Annotated in this window: 17 protein-coding genes; 14 read left to right on the forward strand and 3 right to left on the reverse strand. The window is 59.4% G+C overall.

All coding sequences use genetic code 11. The features are described from left to right. The first annotated feature begins 18 nt into the window (after nucleotides 1-18). The 4 genes from AC1RDS_RS14580 (at nucleotide 19) to msrQ (ending at nucleotide 5,342) form a co-directional block, all read left to right on the forward strand. On the forward strand, nucleotides 19-2,175 hold the full coding sequence (locus AC1RDS_RS14580; protein ID WP_287877621.1) for a cytochrome c biogenesis protein ResB: 2,157 nt from the start codon (nucleotides 19-21) through the stop codon (nucleotides 2,173-2,175). Beyond that, entirely contained in the window at nucleotides 2,172-3,506 is a 1,335-nt protein-coding gene (ccsB, locus tag AC1RDS_RS14585) for a c-type cytochrome biogenesis protein CcsB (RefSeq protein ID WP_287877623.1), read from the forward strand. The genes AC1RDS_RS14580 and ccsB overlap by 4 nt, the downstream gene beginning before the upstream one ends. Before the next feature lie 142 nt (nucleotides 3,507-3,648). Continuing rightward, a complete protein-coding gene (gene msrP, locus AC1RDS_RS14590; RefSeq protein WP_492227115.1) occupies nucleotides 3,649-4,653 on the forward strand; it encodes a protein-methionine-sulfoxide reductase catalytic subunit MsrP in 1,005 nt (334 codons plus the stop codon). Nucleotides 4,654-4,700: 47 nt separating this feature from the next. After that, nucleotides 4,701-5,342 (forward strand): protein-methionine-sulfoxide reductase heme-binding subunit MsrQ, encoded by a 642-nt coding sequence (msrQ, locus tag AC1RDS_RS14595; protein ID WP_492227116.1) that lies wholly within the window; start codon nucleotides 4,701-4,703, stop codon nucleotides 5,340-5,342. Between the two features lie 71 nt (nucleotides 5,343-5,413). Here msrQ and AC1RDS_RS14600 read toward each other — a convergent pair whose 3' ends face one another. Further along, a complete protein-coding gene (locus AC1RDS_RS14600; RefSeq protein WP_287877654.1) occupies nucleotides 5,414-6,241 on the reverse strand; it encodes an oxygen-binding di-iron domain-containing protein in 828 nt (275 codons plus the stop codon). A gap of 123 nt (nucleotides 6,242-6,364) precedes the next feature. Continuing rightward, nucleotides 6,365-6,556, reverse strand: coding sequence for an LPS translocon maturation chaperone LptM (gene lptM, locus AC1RDS_RS14605; protein ID WP_348682390.1), 192 nt, complete (start codon nucleotides 6,554-6,556; stop codon nucleotides 6,365-6,367). 11 nt (nucleotides 6,557-6,567) lie between these two features. Between lptM and cyaY the strand changes: the two genes are divergently transcribed. Next, a complete protein-coding gene (gene cyaY, locus AC1RDS_RS14610) occupies nucleotides 6,568-6,897 on the forward strand; it encodes an iron donor protein CyaY (protein WP_348682391.1) in 330 nt (109 codons plus the stop codon). A gap of 119 nt (nucleotides 6,898-7,016) precedes the next feature. On the opposite strand, the gene AC1RDS_RS14615 is transcribed toward cyaY, so the two are convergent. Then, nucleotides 7,017-9,413, reverse strand: coding sequence for a penicillin-binding protein 1A (locus AC1RDS_RS14615; RefSeq protein WP_092699608.1), 2,397 nt, complete (start codon nucleotides 9,411-9,413; stop codon nucleotides 7,017-7,019). A gap of 262 nt (nucleotides 9,414-9,675) precedes the next feature. On the opposite strand from AC1RDS_RS14615, the gene AC1RDS_RS14620 reads away from it, so the two are divergent. From AC1RDS_RS14620 to AC1RDS_RS14660, 9 genes are all read left to right on the forward strand, one after another. Next, nucleotides 9,676-10,755: a pilus assembly protein PilM gene (locus AC1RDS_RS14620; protein ID WP_092699610.1), complete on the forward strand. Its 1,080-nt coding sequence runs from the start codon at nucleotides 9,676-9,678 to the stop codon at nucleotides 10,753-10,755. Next, entirely contained in the window at nucleotides 10,752-11,372 is a 621-nt protein-coding gene (locus tag AC1RDS_RS14625; protein WP_092699612.1) for a PilN domain-containing protein, read from the forward strand. The genes AC1RDS_RS14620 and AC1RDS_RS14625 overlap by 4 nt, the downstream gene beginning before the upstream one ends. 3 nt (nucleotides 11,373-11,375) lie before the next feature. Further along, nucleotides 11,376-12,044, forward strand: a complete 669-nt coding sequence (locus AC1RDS_RS14630; protein WP_287877633.1) for a type IV pilus inner membrane component PilO — start codon at nucleotides 11,376-11,378, stop codon at nucleotides 12,042-12,044. After that, complete coding sequence (locus AC1RDS_RS14635) at nucleotides 12,041-12,583, forward strand: pilus assembly protein PilP (RefSeq protein ID WP_348682392.1); 543 nt, start codon at nucleotides 12,041-12,043, stop codon at nucleotides 12,581-12,583. Before AC1RDS_RS14630 ends, AC1RDS_RS14635 begins: the two co-directional genes overlap by 4 nt. Further along, a complete protein-coding gene (locus AC1RDS_RS14640) occupies nucleotides 12,580-14,739 on the forward strand; it encodes a type IV pilus secretin PilQ (protein WP_492227117.1) in 2,160 nt (719 codons plus the stop codon). The genes AC1RDS_RS14635 and AC1RDS_RS14640 overlap by 4 nt, the downstream gene beginning before the upstream one ends. A gap of 704 nt (nucleotides 14,740-15,443) precedes the next feature. Beyond that, entirely contained in the window at nucleotides 15,444-16,547 is a 1,104-nt protein-coding gene (gene aroB, locus AC1RDS_RS14645) for a 3-dehydroquinate synthase (RefSeq protein WP_287877639.1), read from the forward strand. Between the two features lie 86 nt (nucleotides 16,548-16,633). Further along, nucleotides 16,634-17,803: a deoxyguanosinetriphosphate triphosphohydrolase gene (locus AC1RDS_RS14650; protein WP_287877656.1), complete on the forward strand. Its 1,170-nt coding sequence runs from the start codon at nucleotides 16,634-16,636 to the stop codon at nucleotides 17,801-17,803. Between the two features lie 88 nt (nucleotides 17,804-17,891). Continuing rightward, entirely contained in the window at nucleotides 17,892-18,521 is a 630-nt protein-coding gene (locus AC1RDS_RS14655) for a DUF1415 domain-containing protein (RefSeq protein ID WP_348682305.1), read from the forward strand. Further along, entirely contained in the window at nucleotides 18,518-19,432 is a 915-nt protein-coding gene (locus AC1RDS_RS14660) for a class I SAM-dependent methyltransferase (RefSeq protein ID WP_348682304.1), read from the forward strand. Before AC1RDS_RS14655 ends, AC1RDS_RS14660 begins: the two co-directional genes overlap by 4 nt. Nucleotides 19,433-19,492: the final 60 nt, after the last annotated feature.

Below are 19,492 nucleotides of genomic sequence, written 5' to 3' on the forward strand. Positions count from 1 at the left end.
CCTCGCGTCCAACCACCCATGTCTGACATCACCCACGGCGTTCAAGTCCGGTCTGGCTCCCAGGCCCTGCGCGCAGGCATCGAGCTGCTGTCTTCCATGCGCTTTGCCATTTCACTGCTGACGGTGATCTGCATTGCGTCGGTCATCGGCACGGTGCTCAAGCAGCATGAGCCCGCGGTGAACTACGTGAACCAGTTCGGCCCGTTCTGGGCAGAGCTTTTTGCGGCCCTCCAGCTCAATGCGGTGTACAGCGCATGGTGGTTCCTGCTGATTCTGGCTTTCCTGGTGGTCAGCACCTCTTTGTGCATTGCCCGCAACACCCCCAAGATCTTGGTGGATCTGAAGGTCTACAAGGAAAACATCCGCGAGCAAAGCCTCAAGGCCTTTCACCACAAGGCCGAAGCGCCACTGGCTGAATCGGCCGAGGCGGCGGCGCGGCGCATTGGCAGCACCCTGGCCAGTGGCGGCTGGAAGGTGAAGCTGCAGCAGCGGGATTCGGCCAAGGGCGCTGGTGCAGGCTGGATGGTGGCGGCCAAGGCCGGGGCGGCCAACAAGCTGGGTTACATCGCTGCGCACAGTTCCATCGTGCTCATCTGCCTGGGCGGGCTGTTTGACGGCGACCTGATCGTGCGGGCCCAGATGCTGCTGGGCGGGAAAACACCTTATGCCGGCAGCGGCCTCATTTCCGAGGTGAAGCCCGAGCACCGCCTGTCCGAGCGCAATCCCACCTTCCGTGGCAACTTGGTGGTTGCCGAGGGCACGCAGTCGGGCACCGCCATCCTGAGCCAGTCCGACGGCGTGCTGCTGCAGGAGTTGCCCTTTGCCGTCGAGCTCAAGAAGTTCATCGTGGAGCACTACTCCACCGGCATGCCCAAGCTGTTTGCCAGCGAGATCATCATCCACGACAAGGCCACGGGCGAGAAAACGCCCGCCCGCATCGAGGTGAACCACCCCGCCAGCTACAAGGGCATCGAGATTTACCAGTCGAGCTTTGACGATGGCGGCTCGCACCTCAAGCTGCGCGCCGTACCCATGACCGCAGGTGCCAAGGCGTTTGACATCGACGGCACGGTAGGCGGATCCACCGAACTGGTTGGCAATGGCGTGGCTCCGGGCGGCGAGAAACTCACGCTTGAATTCACCGCCCTGCGCACCATCAATGTCGAGAATTTTGCCGATGGTGCTGGCGCTTCCGGTTCGGGTGCCGATGTGCGCAAGGTGGATCTGCGCGAGTCGGTGGAGTCGCGTCTCGGTGCTGCCAACAAGACGGTGACCAAGAAAGAGCTGCGCAACGTGGGCCCCAGCGTGAGCTACAAGCTGCGCGATGCGGCTGGGCAGGCGCGCGAATTCCACAACTACATGCTGCCGGTGGACACGGGTGATGGTGTGCCGGTGTTTCTGCTGGGGGTGCGCGAGAACCCTTCCGACCCTTTCCGCTACCTGCGTGTGCCGGCCGATGAGCAGGGTTCCATGGACGGGTTCATGCGCCTTCATGCTGCGCTGGGCGACCCTGCTGCGCGGGAGCAGGCCGTGCAGCGTTATGTGTCGCAGGCGGTGGAGGCTTCGCGCCCCCAGCTGGCCGAGCAGCTGACGCAGTCTGCGTTGCGTGCGCTGGCGCTGTTCGCCGGGAGCAGCGGACCCGATGGCAAGAAGACCGGTGGCTTGCCGGCCATTTCCGACTTCATGGAGGCCAACGTGCCCGAGGCGGAGCGTTCCAGGGCGGGCGAGGTGCTGGTGCGCATTCTGAACGGAGCCCTGTTCGAACTGAACCAGCTTGCGCGCGAGCGTGCCGGTCTGAAACCACTGGTCCAGAGTGACCAGACGCAATCGTTCATGACGCAGGCGGTGCTGTCGCTGAGTGACGCCCAGATTTACCCGGCACCGCTGGCGCTGGAGCTCAAGGACTTCACCCAGGTGCAGGCCAGCGTTTTTCAGGTGGCTCGAGCCCCTGGCAAGAACATTGTCTATCTGGGATGCGCCTTGCTGATTCTGGGCGTTTTTGCCATGCTCTACGTGCGCGAGCGCCGCGTGTGGGTGTGGGTCGCTCCACAGGGGGACCAGTCGCACGCACTGATGGCACTGTCCACCAATCGCAAGACCATGGACGGCGACCGGGAGTTCGTCCAGCTCGCTGAAAAACTGATCGGGGCCCATCCCCACCGAGGCAACGCATGAATACCGCCACTACCACTATCCTGCTCAACGAGGGGTTCTTCGCCCGTCGCAACTGGTTCGACTGGCTGTTCGCTGCCATCGTGGCAGCGGGAGGGCTGTATGCCTTGCAGCGCTATGGCAGCTACATGGATGTGTACGAAAAAGGCATCCTGCTGGGCGCCATTCCCTGCACCGTGTGGCTGGGCTGGTTCTGGCGCCCGCTGCGGGCGTTGATGCTCGTGGTGGTGGCGGTGGCGCTCATGGCGATCGGCCTCTACCAGCAAGACGGCGCTGGCAGTCTGGCGCGGGCGGACACGGTCTTTGGCCTCAAGTATTTCCTGTCGAGCCAGTCTGCAATTTTGTGGATGAGCATGCTCTTTTTCATGAGCACCGCGTTTTACTGGATGGGCATGTTCGCGCGCGGTGAAGGCCGCACCATGAGCATGCTGGGCTCGCGCATTGCCTGGGTGGCCGTGGCCATGGCGCTCATCGGCACGCTGGTGCGCTGGTACGAGAGCTACCTCATCGGCCCGGACATCGGCCATATCCCGGTCAGCAATCTCTACGAAGTGTTCGTGATGTTCTGCTGGATGACGGCTGCGTTCTATCTGTACTACGAGCAGCAGTACGACACGCGCGCGCTGGGTGGCTTCGTGATGCTGGTGGTGAGTGCCGCCGTGGGTTTTCTGCTCTGGTACACCGTGATCCGCGAGGCGCACGAGATCCAGCCGCTGGTACCCGCTCTCAAGAGCTGGTGGATGAAACTGCATGTGCCCGCCAATTTCATCGGCTATGGCACCTTCGCGCTGTCGGCCATGGTGGCCTTTGCCTACCTCATCAAGCAGCAGGCCAGCGAAACCCGCTGGTACAAGCTGGCGCCGCTGTGGCTGCTGGGCGTGGTGCTGTGTTTCGAGCCCATCGTGTTCCGCCAGGGGGCCGTCGAGACCGGCGGCAGCTACTGGATGGTGTATTTCGGCATCTCCGCCCTCGTCGTGGCGGGTATTCTGCTGGGACGCAAGCGCATTGCGGCACGGCTGCCGTCGTTCGAAATCCTGGACGATGTGATGTACAAGTCCATTGCGGTGGGTTTCGCCTTTTTCACCATTGCCACCGTGCTGGGCGCCCTGTGGGCCGCAGAGGCCTGGGGTGGCTACTGGAGCTGGGACCCCAAGGAAACCTGGGCGCTGATCGTCTGGCTCAACTACGCCGCGTGGCTGCACATGCGCCTGATGAAAGGGCTGCGCGGCACCGTGTCGGCCTGGTGGGCGCTGGTCGGGCTGGTCGTGACCACCTTCGCGTTTCTGGGGGTGAACATGTTCCTGAGCGGCTTGCACAGCTACGGCACGCTCTGATGGCGTGATGGGGGCATCGGGCTTGCGGGGCAGGCCTGCAAGCATTGCGTCCTGGGTGTAACCTGGGCGATCCAGGGAACGAACTGGTGGTTGTTGTGCTCTACCGCTCAGCTGTTCCATCCAAGAATGACCGGAGCTTCCCATGCTGATCCCATCGCGCGATTCGGGTTTCAACCATCCGCATTCCTCCGAGATCACCCCGCGCCTGGTGTACCGGGATCGCCGCCAGATGCTCCAGCTCATGGCGGGCGGTGCTGCCGGGGCAGTCTTGGCATCCTGGGCAGGCCGCGAGGCCATGGCACAACCGGCCCAGGCGGCACGCCCTGGCAAGCTGGCGGCGCTGGCGGGCGCCAGGTCTGCCGTGGCGGGTGCTGTCTCGATGGAGAAGCTGACCGACTATAAGGACGCGAGCAGCTACAACAACTTCTACGAATTCGGCACCGACAAGGCCGACCCCGCCCGCAATGCCCATACCCTGAAGACCACGCCCTGGACCGTGGAGGTGGAAGGCCTGGTCAAGAAGCCCGGCAAGTACGGTATCGAAGACCTGCTCAAGCTCAGCGCGCAGGAAGAACGCATCTATCGCCTGCGTTGCGTGGAGGGCTGGTCCATGGTCATCCCCTGGGTGGGTTACTCGCTGGCCGAGCTGATCCGGCGCGTGGAGCCGCAGGGCAGCGCCAAGTATGTGGAGTTCGTGACGCTGGCCGACAAGGCCACGATGCCTTATGTGGGCTCGCGCGTGCTGGACTGGCCCTATGTGGAAGGTCTGCGCATGGACGAGGCCATGCACCCGCTCACCCTGCTGGCCTTCGGCATGTATGGGGAAGTGTTGCCTAACCAGAACGGTGCCCCGGTGCGCCTGGTGGTGCCGTGGAAATACGGGTTCAAGAGTGCCAAGAGCATCGTGAAGATCCGCTTTGTCGAGAAAGAGCCGGGAACCGCCTGGAACAAGGCGGCCCGGCAGGAATACGGGTTCTATTCCAACGTGAACCCCAACGTGGATCACCCGCGCTGGAGCCAGGCCACCGAGCGCCGCATCGGCGAAGACGGCTTGTTCGCCAAGAAACGCAAGACACTGATGTTCAACGGCTACGAGGCCCAGGTGGGACAGCTCTACGCCGGCATGGATCTCCAGAAGTTTTACTGATCCAGCGCCGTTGCGGCCCCCTGGCGAAGCATTCGGTCCGTCGTGCCATGAAAAAACTCCTGCTCCATCCAGTGGCAAAGCCGGTGCTGTTCGTGCTGTGCCTGCTGCCCCTGTCGTGGCTGGTTTACGCCGCAGCCACGGACCAGTTGGGTGCCAACCCCGCCGAGGCCCTGGTCCGCGCCACCGGCGACTGGACCTTGCGGGCCCTGTGCCTTGTGCTGGCCGTGACGCCGCTGCGCGTGGTGACCGCCAGCCCGCAACTGGCCCGTTTTCGGCGCATGCTGGGGCTGTTTGTGTATTTCTATGCGCTGCTGCACCTGTTGAGCTACAGCTGGTTCGACATGGGCTTTGACCTGGCGGAAATCACCCGCGACATTGCCAAACGCCCCTTTATCCTGGTGGGTTTCCTGGCGTTTTGCCTGCTGACATTGCTGGCGGCAACCTCGTTCAACCGGGCCGTTCGGGCACTGGGAGGGCGCCGCTGGCAGGCCCTGCACCGGGCGGTGCATGGGGGGGCAGGATTGGCGATCCTGCATTTTTTCTGGATGCGCGCCGGCAAGAACGATTTTGCGGAAGTCGCCCTCTATGGTGCCATCCTCGCGGTGCTGCTGGGCTGGCGCCTGTGGCGGCGCATGGCCGCCGGTGCATCGCGGCCGGCGGGGCAGGGCAAGGCTGCTTCGATACCTTGATCGCTATATTATTTATAGCTTCAATTGATTGTTGTGTAAGCGCTGGAGGCTTTTTTACCAAGTATTTATGCTTACGCGTTGACTGCCCGCAGCGCTGGCCGCAGTTGCCTGGTCACGGGGTCGATGTGGGCGGTGGGGATCTGGTAGGCGCGATCATCAAAGAGGTCGATGCCGCACATGAGGTTTTCGATCCAGTCCAGAAAATCGTTGATTGCCTTCTTGCCCGCGATGGGAGCGCCATGCTGGGGCACCAGCATGGCGATGTCCAGCTGGCGCGCCATGCGCACCCACAGCCGCAGGATCTTGTTGGACACCATGTAGCGGCGGTGAAAACCTTCCATGCGCGGGATGTGCGGTCCCAGATCTGTCACAGGAATGCGCGCCTCGGCTCCGGACGTCATCGACACCCCGAGGTCGCCGGTGAACAGGATGCGGCTGACCGGATCGTAGAAATGGAAGTTGCCCTCGGAGTGCATGAAGTGTGCGGGCAACAGCACCAGCTCATGGCGGCCCAAAGGCAGGTGGCCACCCCCGTCCGGCACGCCGATCACGCGGTTTTCGGTCTTGCCCACCTTCGTGAAATGTGGGGCAAACCGCTCCCATACGCGTGAAATCACCAGGGATGCCTGGGTGGTGCTCATCCAGCGGTCCAGCGAGGCAATGATGTCCGGATCGGCGTGTGACGCAATGATGTACGAGAGTTTGCTGGGGGGGAAATGCTTGGACATCCCCATGAACAGTTCATTGAAAGCCAGGTTGCCACCCGGGTCGATGATGGCGCCCGTGTCATCGTCAACGATCAGGAATTGGTTGGCCTGGACCGCTTGCCCATCTTCTTCGATGAGGTCGGTGAACATGATGCAGGCGTGATTCTTGTCGCGATAGAGTTCCAGGGCCATGTCGATACTGCGGTGCGATAAAGCGCCGACTGTACGATTAACCACGTTTTCAGTGCTTGATAAAAATCAAGCCTCTGTTTTTGACTTGCGTCATCCACTGGCCGGCCATCTCCGGCGGTGCAGTTACCGGGGCGCGGACGCGGGTGCTGCAGGTGCTGTCTCTAAAGGGGAGAGCGTTTCCGGCAACGTGGCCCGTTGTGTGGCCTCGGGTGCGGCGGGGAGATACAAGGGGCCGCGCTGCCCGCAGCCCAGCAATGCCGCCGCACTGGTGGCAAGGGCAAAGGTCCTGATTAGAATTTGGAAAACTTTCACCATGCGTAATTGTAATGACCGACCTTGAATTCCTGGACCAGGCCGAGAAACTGCTGCTTGCCGTGGAGCGCAGTTGCGATCGCATCAATGACGATGGCGATGCCGATGTGGACAGCCAGCGCACTGGCGGCATGGTGACCCTGACATTCTCCAACCGCAGCCAGATCATCATCAATCTGCAAAAACCACTGCATGAAGTGTGGATGGCGGCAAAATCGGGCGGATACCACTACCGGTTTGATGGGGTCGCCTGGCAAGACACCAAGGGTGCCGGTGAATTCTTTCAACAGCTGAGCCAGGACGCAGAGCGCCAGTCTGGTACCTCTTTGCGATTCCACACCTGACCCACGCGGCGCTTGAAAGGGTGCGAGCGTAGGCAGCCTTGCGTTGGCACAACCCAGTGCATGCATTGCGCCTGCGGCGCCCGCTTTGCAGGCACCGCAGGACCACCCCCTGCAACGAATCAGTTGCGAAACAGATCGAGGATGCGACCGCGTTCTTCGGGAGGGGGCGGTGCCTGGGGGGCCAGCGTCGATGGGGCGGAGGACTGGCTTTCCTGTCCCACTTTCGCAACGCCTGCGTTGCGCGCGAATTCTTCGTAGAACCACTCGCCGCCCACATTCACCACGCCGGGTGGCACAGTGGATTCCATGACTGGCACCCCCTTGAGGGCCTGTTCCATGAAGTTGATCCACACCGGCAAGCTCAGCCCGCCCCCGGTTTCGCGGCTGCCCAGGTTACGGGGTTTGTCGTAGCCAATCCAGGTCACTGCGGTCAGGGTGGGCTGATAGCCCGCGAACCAGGCGTCCACAGAGTCATTGGTGGTGCCGGTCTTGCCATGCAAGTCAGGCCGTTTCAGGGTGGCCTGCGCTTTGGCGGCAGTTCCTGAGCGCGCGACTTCCTGCAGCAGGTTGTCCATGATGAAGGCATTTCTTGCATCAATGGCGCGTGGCAGTTCGCTGGCAGCGGGAGCCGGGTTTTCGGAAATCACGCGACCTTTTTGGTCGGTCACGCGCGCGATCAGCCATGGGTTGACGCGGTAGCCACCATTGGCAAATACCGAATAGGCAGACGCCATCTGCAACGGAGTGACCGAGCCCGCACCCAATGCCATGGTCAGGTAGGCCGGGTGCTTCTCTGCCTCGAATCCGAACCGGGTCACCCAATCCTGTGCCGTCTTGGGGCCCACCGCCTGCAAGATGCGGATGGAAACCATGTTCTTGGATTTTGCGAGGCCCGTGCGCATGGTCATGGGTCCATCGTATTTGCCGTCGTAGTTCTTGGGCTCCCAGGGCTGGCCACCGGTGACGCCTGCATCAAAAAAGAGCGGGGCGTCATTGATGACGGTGGCCGGAGTAAAGCCCTTCTCCAGTGCCGCGGAGTAGATGAATGGCTTGAAGCTGGACCCTGGCTGGCGCCAGGCCTGCGCTGCGTGGTTGAACTTGTTCTTGTCAAAGTCAAACCCCCCCACCAGCGCCTTGATGGCGCCACTGCGCGGATCCAGCGCAACCAGGGCGCCTTCCACCTCGGGCAATTGGGTGATTTCCCAGGCGTTCTTGGGCGTCTTAACAACACGGATGACAGCACCACGCCGAATCCTGATGTTGGGGGGCGCTTTGTCGCTCAGACCGGACTGTGCGGGCTTGAGCCCATCGCCCGTGATCTCCAGTGTGTCGCCATTGGCGCGCGCTGCCACAATCTTGCGTGCAGTGGACTCCAGCACCACGGCAGACATGACATCGCCATTGTCCGGATGACCGGCCAGTGCTTCGTCAATCGCGTCCTCCACATCCTCCGGGGCCTTGGGGAGATCGACGAATTGTTCTGGGCCGCGGTACTGCTGGCGTCGCTCATAGTCCATGATGCCACGCCGCAGGGCCGCGTAGGCGGCATCCTGGTTGGCTGCATTCAGCGTGGTGTACACGTTCAGCCCGCGGGTGTACGCCTCATTGCCGTACTGGCTGAAGATCAGTTGCCGCACCATCTCGGCGACATATTCGGCATGGACACGCGTGTTGTCCTGCCCTGATCGGATCTTGAGTTCTTCCTTCTTTGCGGCCGCAGCTTCCTGGGCCGTGATGAAGCCGTTCTCTTCCATCCGTTCAATGATGTAGAGCTGGCGCACCCGGGCGCGCTTGGGGTTGCTGATGGGGTTGTACGCAGAAGGCGCCTTGGGCAGGCCTGCCAGCATCGCCGCTTCTGCAATGGAAACCGACTTGAGCGGTTTACCGAAATAGGCCTCGGATGCAGCAGCAAATCCATAGGCACGATTGCCCAGGTAAATCTGATTCATATAAATCTCGAGAATCTGGTCTTTTGTGAGCAAATGTTCGAGTTTGAATGTCAGTAATATTTCGTAAATTTTCCGTGTAAATGTTTTTTCGGATGAAAGGTAAACATTGCGCGCCACTTGCATTGTGATGGTCGATGCACCCTGGCTTTTGACGCGACCCAGATTGGCCAGGACTGCACGCAGCATTCCTTTGTAATCAACGCCACCGTGCTGGAAGAACCGGGTGTCTTCGATGGCCAGCACAGCATCCTTCACAACGGTGGGAATTTCCCCGATGGGAGTCAGGTTGCGGCGCTCGTCGCCAAATTCCCCCAGCAATGCTCCCTCCGACGAGTAGATCCGCAGCGGCAGCTTGGGCCTGTAGTCGGCAAGGTCGGACACGTCGGGAAGATTGGGGTAGGCCATGGCGAGTGCCACACCGATGACCAGAAGCAAGGCCAGCGCACCCGCCAAGCCGAGCCCGCCGACCCATAGAAAGGCGCGAAAAATCCAGCGCAACCCGCCAGAACTTTGGGTGTTCGTTGAAGCGCGTTTTTGGGGGTGCTTTTGGGTGGGCGGCGGCGTCATATCGCTCCGGAAGAAACCAGCATTATAAAAACGGCGGCTTCCGATTCGGTCATTCAGGAGGCTGCATGATCTTACGGCCAACCACGGTGGCACGCGAACGCGCCCGAGACACTACTGGGCGGTCAACAATCGTCTGCTTTTGACAACGTTCAAAACAACGCACGCGGCCAAAACGCTTTGCTGGTCAACTACCTTACTGATAGCATTCATGTGAAGTGTTAAGTTTTGTTGCTTTGTGTTGGCAAGTTACAGGAGACCAATCTTGATCTCTACGGGGTCTTTTTTTAGTCGCCAGTCCGCTCCGCTGCTGGGGATCGACATCAGCTCTTCCAGCGTCAAGCTGGTGGAGCTAGGGCATGACAAGGCCGGTAGCCTGGTGCTTGAGCGCTGCGCGATTGAGCCGCTGGAACGTGGATGGATTACAGACGGTAACATCGAAAAATTCGATGAGGTTGCGGATGCATTGCGCCGGCTCATCAAAAAGAGCGGCACACGCACCAAGAACGTTGCCTTGGCATTGCCGCCATCCGCAGTGATCACCAAGAAGATCACGCTGCCTGGCGGGATGACCGAGCAGGAGCTCGAGGTCCAGGTCGAGTCCGAGGCGAACCAGTACATACCCTTCTCGCTGGATGAGGTCAGTCTGGACTTTTGCGTGATCGGGCCCAACAAAAATGCACCCGGCGACGTGGATGTGCTGATTGCTGCCTCGCGGCGTGAGAAGGTGCAAGACCGGCAAGGGCTTGCCGAAGCGGCGGGGCTGAAGCCCGTGGTCGTAGACATCGAATCGCATGCCTCCAGGCTTGCTGCTGGCCGTTTGATCGAAGCACTGCCCAACAAGGGCGTGGATGCGCTGGTGGCATTGTTTGAAGTGGGTGCGCTCACGACGAGCATGCAGGTCATCCGCAATGAAGAAGTCTTGTACGACCGCGATCAGGCTTTCGGTGGGGCGCAACTGACACAGCTCATCGTGCGCCAATACGGTTTTTCCGTCGAAGAGGCCGAGAGTAAAAAACGCAATGGCGACCTTCCTGAAGATTATCAAGTTGCCGTACTTCGTCCCTTCGTGGAAAGCATGGCTCAGGAAATCGGCCGAGCGCTGCAATTCTTTTTTACCAGCACGCCGCACAACCGGGTTGATCACATCATGCTGGCGGGTGGCTCGGCGCCGCTGCCTGGCTTGACGGAAGCGGTCACCCAGCAAACCGGTTTTGCTTGCAGTGCTGTCAATCCGTTTGATGGCATGGAGATTGGAAGTTCCGTCCGGCTGAAGAAAATGGTGCGTGAAGCTCCGTCGTATCTCACGTCATGTGGTTTGGCTATGCGGAGGTTTCTGCAGTGATATTGATCAATTTGCTCCCGCATCGGGAGGCTGCACGTAAACGCAGGCGCGAGGCTTTTCAGGCAACGATGTTTGCATCGTTTCTTCTGGGCCTCGCTATCGCTGGGGCTATCTATTGGTGGTTCCAGGTGATGATTACGGAGCAGCAAGAGAAGAATAGTTTTCTTCAAGGTGAAATCAAGGTCCTTGAAGGACAAATCAAGGAAATTGCGTCCATTGAAGAGGAAATTGCTGCTCTGCGTGCAAGGCAAAAGGCCGTGGAAGATCTGCAGTCTGACCGCAATTTGCCCGTGCATTTGCTGAACGAACTTGTCAGGCAATTGCCGGATGGTGTCTACATCACCAGCATGAAACAAGATGGCCAGACCATTTCCATGCAGGGCATGGCGCAATCCAACGAGCGTGTTTCGGAAATGCTGCGAAATCTCGCCAACAACACCCCCTGGTTTTCGAAGCCGGAGCTGGTGGAGATCGTGGCCAGCAATGTGGCATTGACTCCGCGAGACCAGCGCCGTGTGGGTGCCTTCAATTTGAGGTTTCAGCTTGTGAGATCCAGTGAAGCCCAAAAGGCCATGGATGCTGCTAGTTCAGCTGTTGCTGCGTCGGCTGGAAAGTAACGTATGGCGAAAAAACAACCCTCAAAGATCGATTTCGCTGCGCTGCAGGAAAATCTTCAGCGACAGTTCAAAAATCTGGATACCAAAGACCCCTCTCTTTGGCCCATTTTGCCCAAAATTCTGCTCTGTGCATTCATTGCCATCGGTGTTGCCGTTGTCCTCTGGTTCGTGCAATTGACGGATTATCAGGCAGAGCTGGAGATGGAGCGTGGCAAGGAAGTTGCACTTCGTGAGGACTACACGAAAAAGCTTGTGAAGGCCGTTAGCCTTGAAGCACTCAAGAAACAGCGGGAACAGATTCAGCAATATGTGATTCAACTTGAGAAGCAATTGCCCAGCAAGGCGGAAATGGCGGCCTTGTTGTCCGATATCAACCAGGCAGGGTTGGGGCGGAGCTTGCAATTTGAATTGTTTCGTCCTGGTCAAATCGTCGTCAGGGATTATTATGCAGAGCTTCCGATTGCCGTCCGGGTAACGGGAAAATACCATGACATGGGCTCATTCGCTTCGGATGTGGCGCATTTGTCCCGTATCGTGACTTTGAATAACATTTCCATTGTTCCTGCGGGTAAAGAAGCCGGTATCTTGGCCATGGATGCCACGGCGCGCACTTTCCGTTACCTCGATCCTGAAGAAATTCAAGCACAAAAGAATGCCGGAGGTAAGAAATGATGTGGTCCGGCCGTCTGGCTTTATTATGTTGTGCTGCCGTTCTGTGCGGTTGCGGTTCGACGGAAGAGGATGAATTGCGCCAATGGATGGCGGATCAGCGTGCCAACACCAAGCCGCGCATTACCCCCCTTTCCGAGCCCAAGCAGTTTCAACCGCAAGCATATACGGTGGAGAATGGTGTCGAGCCGTTTAATCAGTTGAAACTCATGCAGGCACTGCGGCGGGATTCGGTGCAAGTGGCCTCCAATGCCACATTGATTGCTCCCGAAATGGCTCGCAGAAAAGAGCCATTAGAGGTTTTTCCGCTGGATGCCATGGTAATGGTTGGCAGCCTGAACAAGACCGGAACGCCTACGGCACTACTCAAAGTAGATAATTTGTTGTACCAGGTTCGGGTAGGAAATTACCTTGGCCAGAATTATGGAAAAATCATCAAAATTTCCGAAACGGCAATTAGCTTGCGCGAGATAGTTCAAGACGCCACGGGAGATTGGATAGAGCGTACCGCTTCGCTTGAACTGCAGGAGGGAAAGAAATGACAACGAAAAATATCTGGGTAACGAACCGCTGCCGAAATGCCATATTTGCGGTAGTGGCCACGCTGGCTGCAGCGGCTGCCATGGCGCAAAGTGCGATCGAGGCTGTCACTGGCACGATGCAAGGTGGTGCCGAGGTAGTTCGTGTTGAGCTATCGCAGCCGCTCTCTGCGGTACCGACTGGCTTTGCAATTCAGTCACCAGCGCGTATCGCGCTGGATTTTCCTGGAACCACCAATGCAATGGGGCGATCCGTTGTCGATGTGAATCAGGGAAATTTAAAGTCCATCAACGTCGTACAAGCTGGTGATCGGTCTAGGCTGGTTCTGAATCTCAAACAGCCCACCTCTTACCAGGCGGAGCTGCAAGGCAAGACACTGCTTATTTCTCTGTTGCCTGTTAACACCTCGGTGGCAGCTTCGCCGCAGTCCACTACCACGATATTTGCGGCAAGCGGCGGCAGCGACACGCTTCCTTTGAAGGATGTGGATTTTCGCCGGGGCGCAGATGGTTCTGGCCGCATCATCGTCAGCCTTGCCAATAGCCAGGTGGGTGTAGATCTGCAACGGCAAGGCAAAGGACTCAATGTCGATTTTCTCCGCTCGTCCTTGCCAGAAGGGCTGCGCCGGCGCCTTGACGTGACGGATTTTGGAACACCTGTTCAGTTGGTGACGACCTCGCAGCAGGGTGACCGCGTCCGCATGGTCGTAGAGCCTGTTGGCGAATGGGAGCACAGCGCCTACCAAAGCAATAATCAATTTGTCGTGGAGATTCGCCAAAAGAAGGTTGATCTGACCAAGTTGACCCAGGGGCCTGGCTATAGCGGTGAAAAACTCTCGCTGAATTTCCAGAACATTGAAGTCCGCTCCCTGCTGCAGGTGATTGCCGATTTCACCAATTTCAACATCGTGACCTCCGACAACGTGACGGGTTCGCTCACGCTTCGGTTGAAGGATGTTCCATGGGATCAAGCGCTCCAGATCATCATGGATGCCAAAGGTTTGGGCATGCGAAAGTCCGGGACCGTGCTGTGGATTGCACCGAAAGATGAGATCGACGCGCGGACCAAGAAGGATTTCGAAGCTGCTTTGGCGATTCAGAAATTAGAACCATTGAAGACGCAGGCTTTCCAGCTGAACTACGCCAAAGCGGCAGACATGATTACTCAGCTGACAAACAGTTCAAGTAGTAGTAGTGGTGGTAGTGGTACTTCCACGCGATTCTTGACAGAGCGGGGGAGCGCCATTTCCGAGCCGCGCACGAATCAGCTTTTTGTAACTGACACGCCCAGCAAACTGGAAGAAGTACGCCAATTACTGCTGACACTCGACGTGGCAGTGCGCCAGGTTCTTATTGAGGCGCGAATTGTGGAGGCCCGTGATACTTTTGGTCGATCGCTGGGCGTGCGGCTGGGCGCTGCAGATCTGCGTGTAAATCGAGACGGTAATGGTGCTGTTATTGGAGGAACTGGTTATGGGGTTGGTGGTAACCGCGCTACATTTGGTACCAGCTACAGCAATGCAGTTGCTTCGACTCTTGGCACTACGGTGAATACAAACGGAAACTTTGTCAATCTGCCAGCAAGTTTGTCAAATGTCAGCAGTGTGGGGAGTTTTGCTCTCTCTATTTTTAATTCCGCCGCCAATAGGTTTCTGACGCTCGAGCTTTCCGCCATGGAAGCGGACGGTAAGGGCAAGATTGTATCGAGCCCACGGATCATTACTGCGGACCAAACCAAGGCCCTGATCGAGCAGGGTACGGAATATCCATATTCGATTACAGCACCCAATGGTGCTACCACATTGGCTTTCAAGAAGGCCGTCCTGAAGCTGGAGGTTATCCCTCAAATAACACCTGAAGGCAATATAATTCTCGACTTGGATATCAATAAAGACAGTCGTGGTGAAACAACGACTCAAGGTGTCGCCATTGATACCAAGCATATCAAAACGCAGATATTGATCGAGAATGGTGGAACCGTGGTGATTGGTGGTATTTTCGAGATGGAAGAAACCAATCAAGAAAATAAGATTCCAGTACTGGGTGATGTTCCTGTTTTAGGAAATTTGTTCAAGAGCAGGACGAAGGAATCTTCTAAACGTGAAATGCTCGTCTTTATCACGCCGAAAGTCATTTCTGATCGCGGACCAGTCCGATAAGAAGTACTTTTAAAAGAAACCGTGGAATCATCCGGTTCTTGGAGCTGACCTGCGCGGTTCTGGTGGTGATTTATCGCAATCGAACTGCAGGCTGGCAGTTGGTCATTTTCAGAGACCAATTGCAAGGGTTGGGTCTTGCTTTCATTGCAGTATCCGACGGGTTACTGAAGGGCCTCGAAATCCAGTGTAATCAAGGCCCGTGCGTGTCGTACTGAATGTCATGTTGCGTTAGCCTTTGATGGGTTGAATGCCGGCAACGCGCCGGCATTTTTCCGTGTCACGGTGTGATATATCGCATCAGGCGAGAAATTTTCTGTTGGAAATCCACCGCTCAATACTGTGTCTGGTTTGCCTGCATATGGTGCTGCGTGCGGCGCTATTTCAGGATCGCCACGCCTCATTCTTCGTGGAAATCTTTCGCTGGTCGTTTATTGACGGTCGTGGTGGGTTGGTAGATGGGAGTCACGATGAAGAGGAGGGCTTGATTGCATGGATCGATGGTCTGTGTCTCTGTGGTCTTCCGTGGTCGGTAACGCTGGCTGTGCTGAGGGTCGATTGCAGGTGCCGCCGAATTGGCGCTTGGCCTGCCCTAAACTAGCCACACCATGTCCACAGTCCATACACTCCCAAATTCAGCACTGCATCCCACCTCTGTTACATCGCCGGTTACTTCGTCGGATGTATTTCGGTCGGAGACCGCGCCAATGCCGTGCCAGGAAACGGTTGTCATTGACTTGGGTGAGCGAAGCTACGCCATCGCGATTGGCCCTGGCCTGTTCGATACGCCTGCGACCTATACCGCGCTGCCTGCCGCCGCCGCTGCCCTCATCGTCACCAACACCACCGTAGCTCCGTTGTACGGTGACGCCTTGCGCACCGCACTGGCGCCGAAGTACGCGCAAGTGCACCTGGTGGTCCTGCCCGACGGTGAAGAACACAAAAACTGGCAGACCCTGAACCTGATTTTTGATGCCCTGCTGCAGCATGGTTGCGACCGCAAGACCGTGCTGTTCGCCCTGGGCGGCGGTGTTGTCGGCGACATGACGGGCTTTGCCGCCGCCAGCTACATGCGCGGTGTGCCCTTCGTACAGGTGCCCACCACGTTGCTGGCACAGGTCGATTCTTCGGTGGGGGGAAAGACAGCCATCAACCATCCGTTGGGCAAGAACATGATCGGCGCGTTCTACCAGCCGCAGTTGGTGGTGTGCGACCTGGCCACGCTCGATACCCTGCCGCCGCGCGAGCTCAGCGCTGGCCTGGCCGAAGTCATCAAGTACGGGCCGATTGCCGACATGGACTTCATGGCCTGGCTGGAAGAAAACATGGAGGCACTGCTGGCCCGCGACCGTACGGCGCTGGCGCATGCGGTGCGGCGCAGTTGCGAGATCAAGGCCTGGGTAGTGGGGCAGGACGAGCGCGAGGCCGGGCTGCGTGCCATTTTGAACTTTGGCCACACCTTTGGCCACGCCATCGAAGCGGGCATGGGCTACGGCGCATGGCTGCATGGCGAGGGTGTGGGTGCCGGCATGGTGATGGCGGCCGAGCTGTCGCGCCGGCTGGGCCTGGTGGACGACGCGTTTGCGGCGCGCTTGAGCGCGCTGGTGCAGCGTGCTGGGTTACCCCTGCGTGGGCCGGTGCTGGACGCTGGGGACAATGCCGGCCGCTACCTGGAGCTGATGCGCGTGGACAAGAAATCCGAGGCGGGCGAAATCCGCTTCGTGCTGATCGACGGGCCAGGCCAGGCTTGCGTGCGCGCCGCGCCCGATGCGCTGGTGCGCGAGGTGATTGACGCCTGTTGCGCCGGGTGAGGCGCATGGATTGATTCTTATGGAAGAAATGGCCATTAATGTCATGGTTGCAAGCGTTTTTCATTAAAGCGCTAGAGGCCAATTTGATTCAAAACTCTTCTCTGGCGTGCTATGCCTGCGACCCTGCGCTGTCGCGCGGGCGCCGCTACCCCGAAGCTGCCGCGCCCACGCGCACCGACTACCAGCGCGACCGCGACCGTATCGTGCACTCGTCGGCGTTCCGTCGGCTGGTGTACAAAACCCAGGTTTTTCTGAACCACGAGGGCGATCTGTTTCGCACGCGGCTCACGCATTCGCTGGAGGTGGCCCAGCTGGGGCGCTCGATTGCGCGGTCCTTGTGCATCAACGAAGATCTGGTGGAGGCCATTTCGCTGGCCCATGATCTGGGCCACACCCCTTTCGGGCACGCCGGGCAGGACGCACTCAACGGCTGCATGCAGGCCCATGGCGGGTTCGAGCACAACCTGCAGAGCCTGCGGGTTGTGGACCAGCTGGAAGAGCGCTATCCCGACTACGACGGCATCAATCTCAGCTTCGAGACACGGGAGGGTGTGCTCAAGCATTGCTCGCAGTCCAATGCGCTGCGGCTGGAGGCCGCTGAACCGGATGGAGTGGGTGGACGATTTCTGCGCAGGGAACAGCCCAGCCTGGAGGCGCAGCTGTGCAATCTGGCCGATGAAATTGCCTACAACGCGCACGACATCGACGACGGTGTGCGTTCGGGTCTGATCACGCTGGCGCAATTGGCCGAGGTGGAGCTGTTTGACCGTTACCGCCGGGTGGCCGAAGCCGAGCACCCGCACCTGGTGGGTGCTGCGATGGAGCGGCGCCTGCTGTATGAAACCATCCGGCGCATGCTCAGTGCGCAGGTGTACGACGTGATTGATGCCACCCGTGCAGCGCTGGCCGATGCCGCGCCACGCAGTGTGGCCGATGTGCGCCGGGCCCCAGCGCTGGTGGGCTTCAGCGCCCCCATGCGGGCACAGTCCTCGGAGCTGAAGCGCTTTCTGTTCAAGAACCTCTACCGCCATCCGCAGGTGGGGGAGACCACCGGGCGCGCGCAGCGTGTGGTGACCGGGTTGTTCGCGGCTTACGTGTCCGAGCCCGGCGAGATGAAACCCCGCTTTACCCGCCAGGCCATGGAGGGCGAACCTTCGGTGCGTGCCCGGGCGGTGGCCGATTTCATTGCCGGCATGACCGACCGCTTTGCAGCGCGCGAGCACGAGCGCCTTACCGGCCTGCGCTTGCTGGGCTGAGGTGCCGGGAGCGCGTCCGCTGCAGATGCCGTGGCAGCGGGCCGGTAAAATGGCACTCCCTTGTTGTCGCCTTTCGAATCCACCTGCCATGAACCTTGCCACCCCTGCGTCGCCCTCCGCGTCCTCAGAACGGGCCGACCTCGTGACGGCAGACATGGTGCGCTGGCTGGAGCGGGCGGTGATCGGGCTCAATCTGTGCCCCTTTGCCAAGGGCGTGCATGCCAAGGGGCAGATTCACTATGTGGTGAGCGCCGCCACCGATACCGCAGCGCTGGCGCAGGACTTGCGGCGCGAGCTGGCCGATCTGGCCGCAACCCCTGCGGAGGTGCGCGACACCACCTTGCTGATGGCGCCAGGCTGCCTGCAGGATTTTCTGGAATTCAACGATTTCCTCGACGTGGCCGAAGGTGTTCTCCAAGAGTTGGACCTCGATGGAACCCTGCAGATTGCCAGCTTTCATCCCCAGTTCCAGTTTGCCGGAACGGACGCGGACGATGTCACCAACTGCACCAACCGCGCGCCGTATCCCACCTTGCACCTGCTGCGCGAAGGCAGCATTGACCGGGCGGTGCAGGCCTACCCCGAAGCGGAGGCCATCTATGAGCGCAACATGGAAGTGCTGGAGCAGCTGGGCATGACGGGCTGGCAGGCGCTGGAGGTGGGGGCAAGTATGAGTACGACGGCTGCCGCATCGCCAACGCCCAAGGACCTGGCATGAAGGCCGCGCACAACAAGGCCGCCGTCAACGCGACCGGCAAGAATGCCCCTGCGGCCAGCGCTGAGCTGTCCGAGCTGCGCCCGGGCCAGTCCGTTGAGCTGCTGAAGGAACTGCACATCCTCACGCGCGAAGGGCGCTTGAACCAGGATTCACGGCGCAAGCTCAAGCAGGTGTACCACCTGTTCAACTTCATCGAACCCTTGCTGCAGGAGCTGTCGGAGGGCGGGCGCAGCCCCACGTTGGCCGACCATGGCGCGGGCAAGTCGTATCTGGGCTTCATCCTGTACGACCTGTATTTCAAGGCACTGGGGCGCGGCCACATCTATGGCATCGAGTGGCGTGCCGAGCTGGTCGAAAAATCGCGTGCGCTGGCCGAGCGGCTGGGGTTCGGGCGCATGTCCTTCCTGAATCTTTCGGTGGCCGCATCCACCGGCGCGGCGGAGCTGCCCGAACGCATCGACGTGGTGACCGCGCTGCACGCCTGTGATACTGCCACCGACGATGCCATTGCCTTCGGCCTGCAAAAGCAGGCGCGTGCCATGATCATCGTGCCCTGTTGCCAGGCTGAAATGGCGGCCTGTCTGCGCCAGGGCAAGGCGCTGCAACTGGCGCGCACGCCGCTGGCCGAGCTGTGGCGCCACCCGCTGCACACGCGCGAGCTGGGCAGCCAGGTGACGAATGTGCTGCGCTGCCTGCACCTGGAAGCCAGCGGCTACCAGGTCACGGTGACCGAACTGGTGGGCTGGGAGCACAGCATGAAAAATGAACTGATCATCGCGCGCCATACCGGTCAGAAAAAGCGCAGCGCGCAGGAGCGGCTGCGCGCCATCCTGCGGGAGTTCGGTCTGGAGCAGGCGATGGGCGCGCGGTTCGGGTTGCCAGCGGATGGCATCGCCGTGCCGCAGGGCTGATCCGAGCCCCCCTCTTTAATGGGGGTCAGACTCCCATTAAGATTCAGGCTCCGTCATTGT

It is taken from the genome of Acidovorax sp. GW823-FHT02H02, from assembly GCF_058797075.1.

Coding starts and splice junctions, on each gene's coding strand:
- AC1RDS_RS14660 (WP_348682304.1), top strand. CDS start 18,518: ATGAAGGCCGCGCACAACAAGGCCGCCGTCAACGCGACCGGCAAGAAT.
- AC1RDS_RS14655 (WP_348682305.1), top strand. CDS start 17,892: ATGAACCTTGCCACCCCTGCGTCGCCCTCCGCGTCCTCAGAACGGGCC.
- AC1RDS_RS14580 (WP_287877621.1), top strand. CDS start 19: ATGTCTGACATCACCCACGGCGTTCAAGTCCGGTCTGGCTCCCAGGCC.
- msrQ (WP_492227116.1), top strand. CDS start 4,701: ATGAAAAAACTCCTGCTCCATCCAGTGGCAAAGCCGGTGCTGTTCGTG.
- AC1RDS_RS14635 (WP_348682392.1), top strand. CDS start 12,041: ATGATGTGGTCCGGCCGTCTGGCTTTATTATGTTGTGCTGCCGTTCTG.
- AC1RDS_RS14600 (WP_287877654.1), bottom strand. CDS start 6,241: ATGGCCCTGGAACTCTATCGCGACAAGAATCACGCCTGCATCATGTTC.
- aroB (WP_287877639.1), top strand. CDS start 15,444: ATGCCGTGCCAGGAAACGGTTGTCATTGACTTGGGTGAGCGAAGCTAC.
- AC1RDS_RS14640 (WP_492227117.1), top strand. CDS start 12,580: ATGACAACGAAAAATATCTGGGTAACGAACCGCTGCCGAAATGCCATA.
- AC1RDS_RS14615 (WP_092699608.1), bottom strand. CDS start 9,413: ATGACGCCGCCGCCCACCCAAAAGCACCCCCAAAAACGCGCTTCAACG.
- msrP (WP_492227115.1), top strand. CDS start 3,649: ATGCTGATCCCATCGCGCGATTCGGGTTTCAACCATCCGCATTCCTCC.
- ccsB (WP_287877623.1), top strand. CDS start 2,172: ATGAATACCGCCACTACCACTATCCTGCTCAACGAGGGGTTCTTCGCC.
- AC1RDS_RS14630 (WP_287877633.1), top strand. CDS start 11,376: ATGGCGAAAAAACAACCCTCAAAGATCGATTTCGCTGCGCTGCAGGAA.
- cyaY (WP_348682391.1), top strand. CDS start 6,568: ATGACCGACCTTGAATTCCTGGACCAGGCCGAGAAACTGCTGCTTGCC.
- lptM (WP_348682390.1), bottom strand. CDS start 6,556: ATGGTGAAAGTTTTCCAAATTCTAATCAGGACCTTTGCCCTTGCCACC.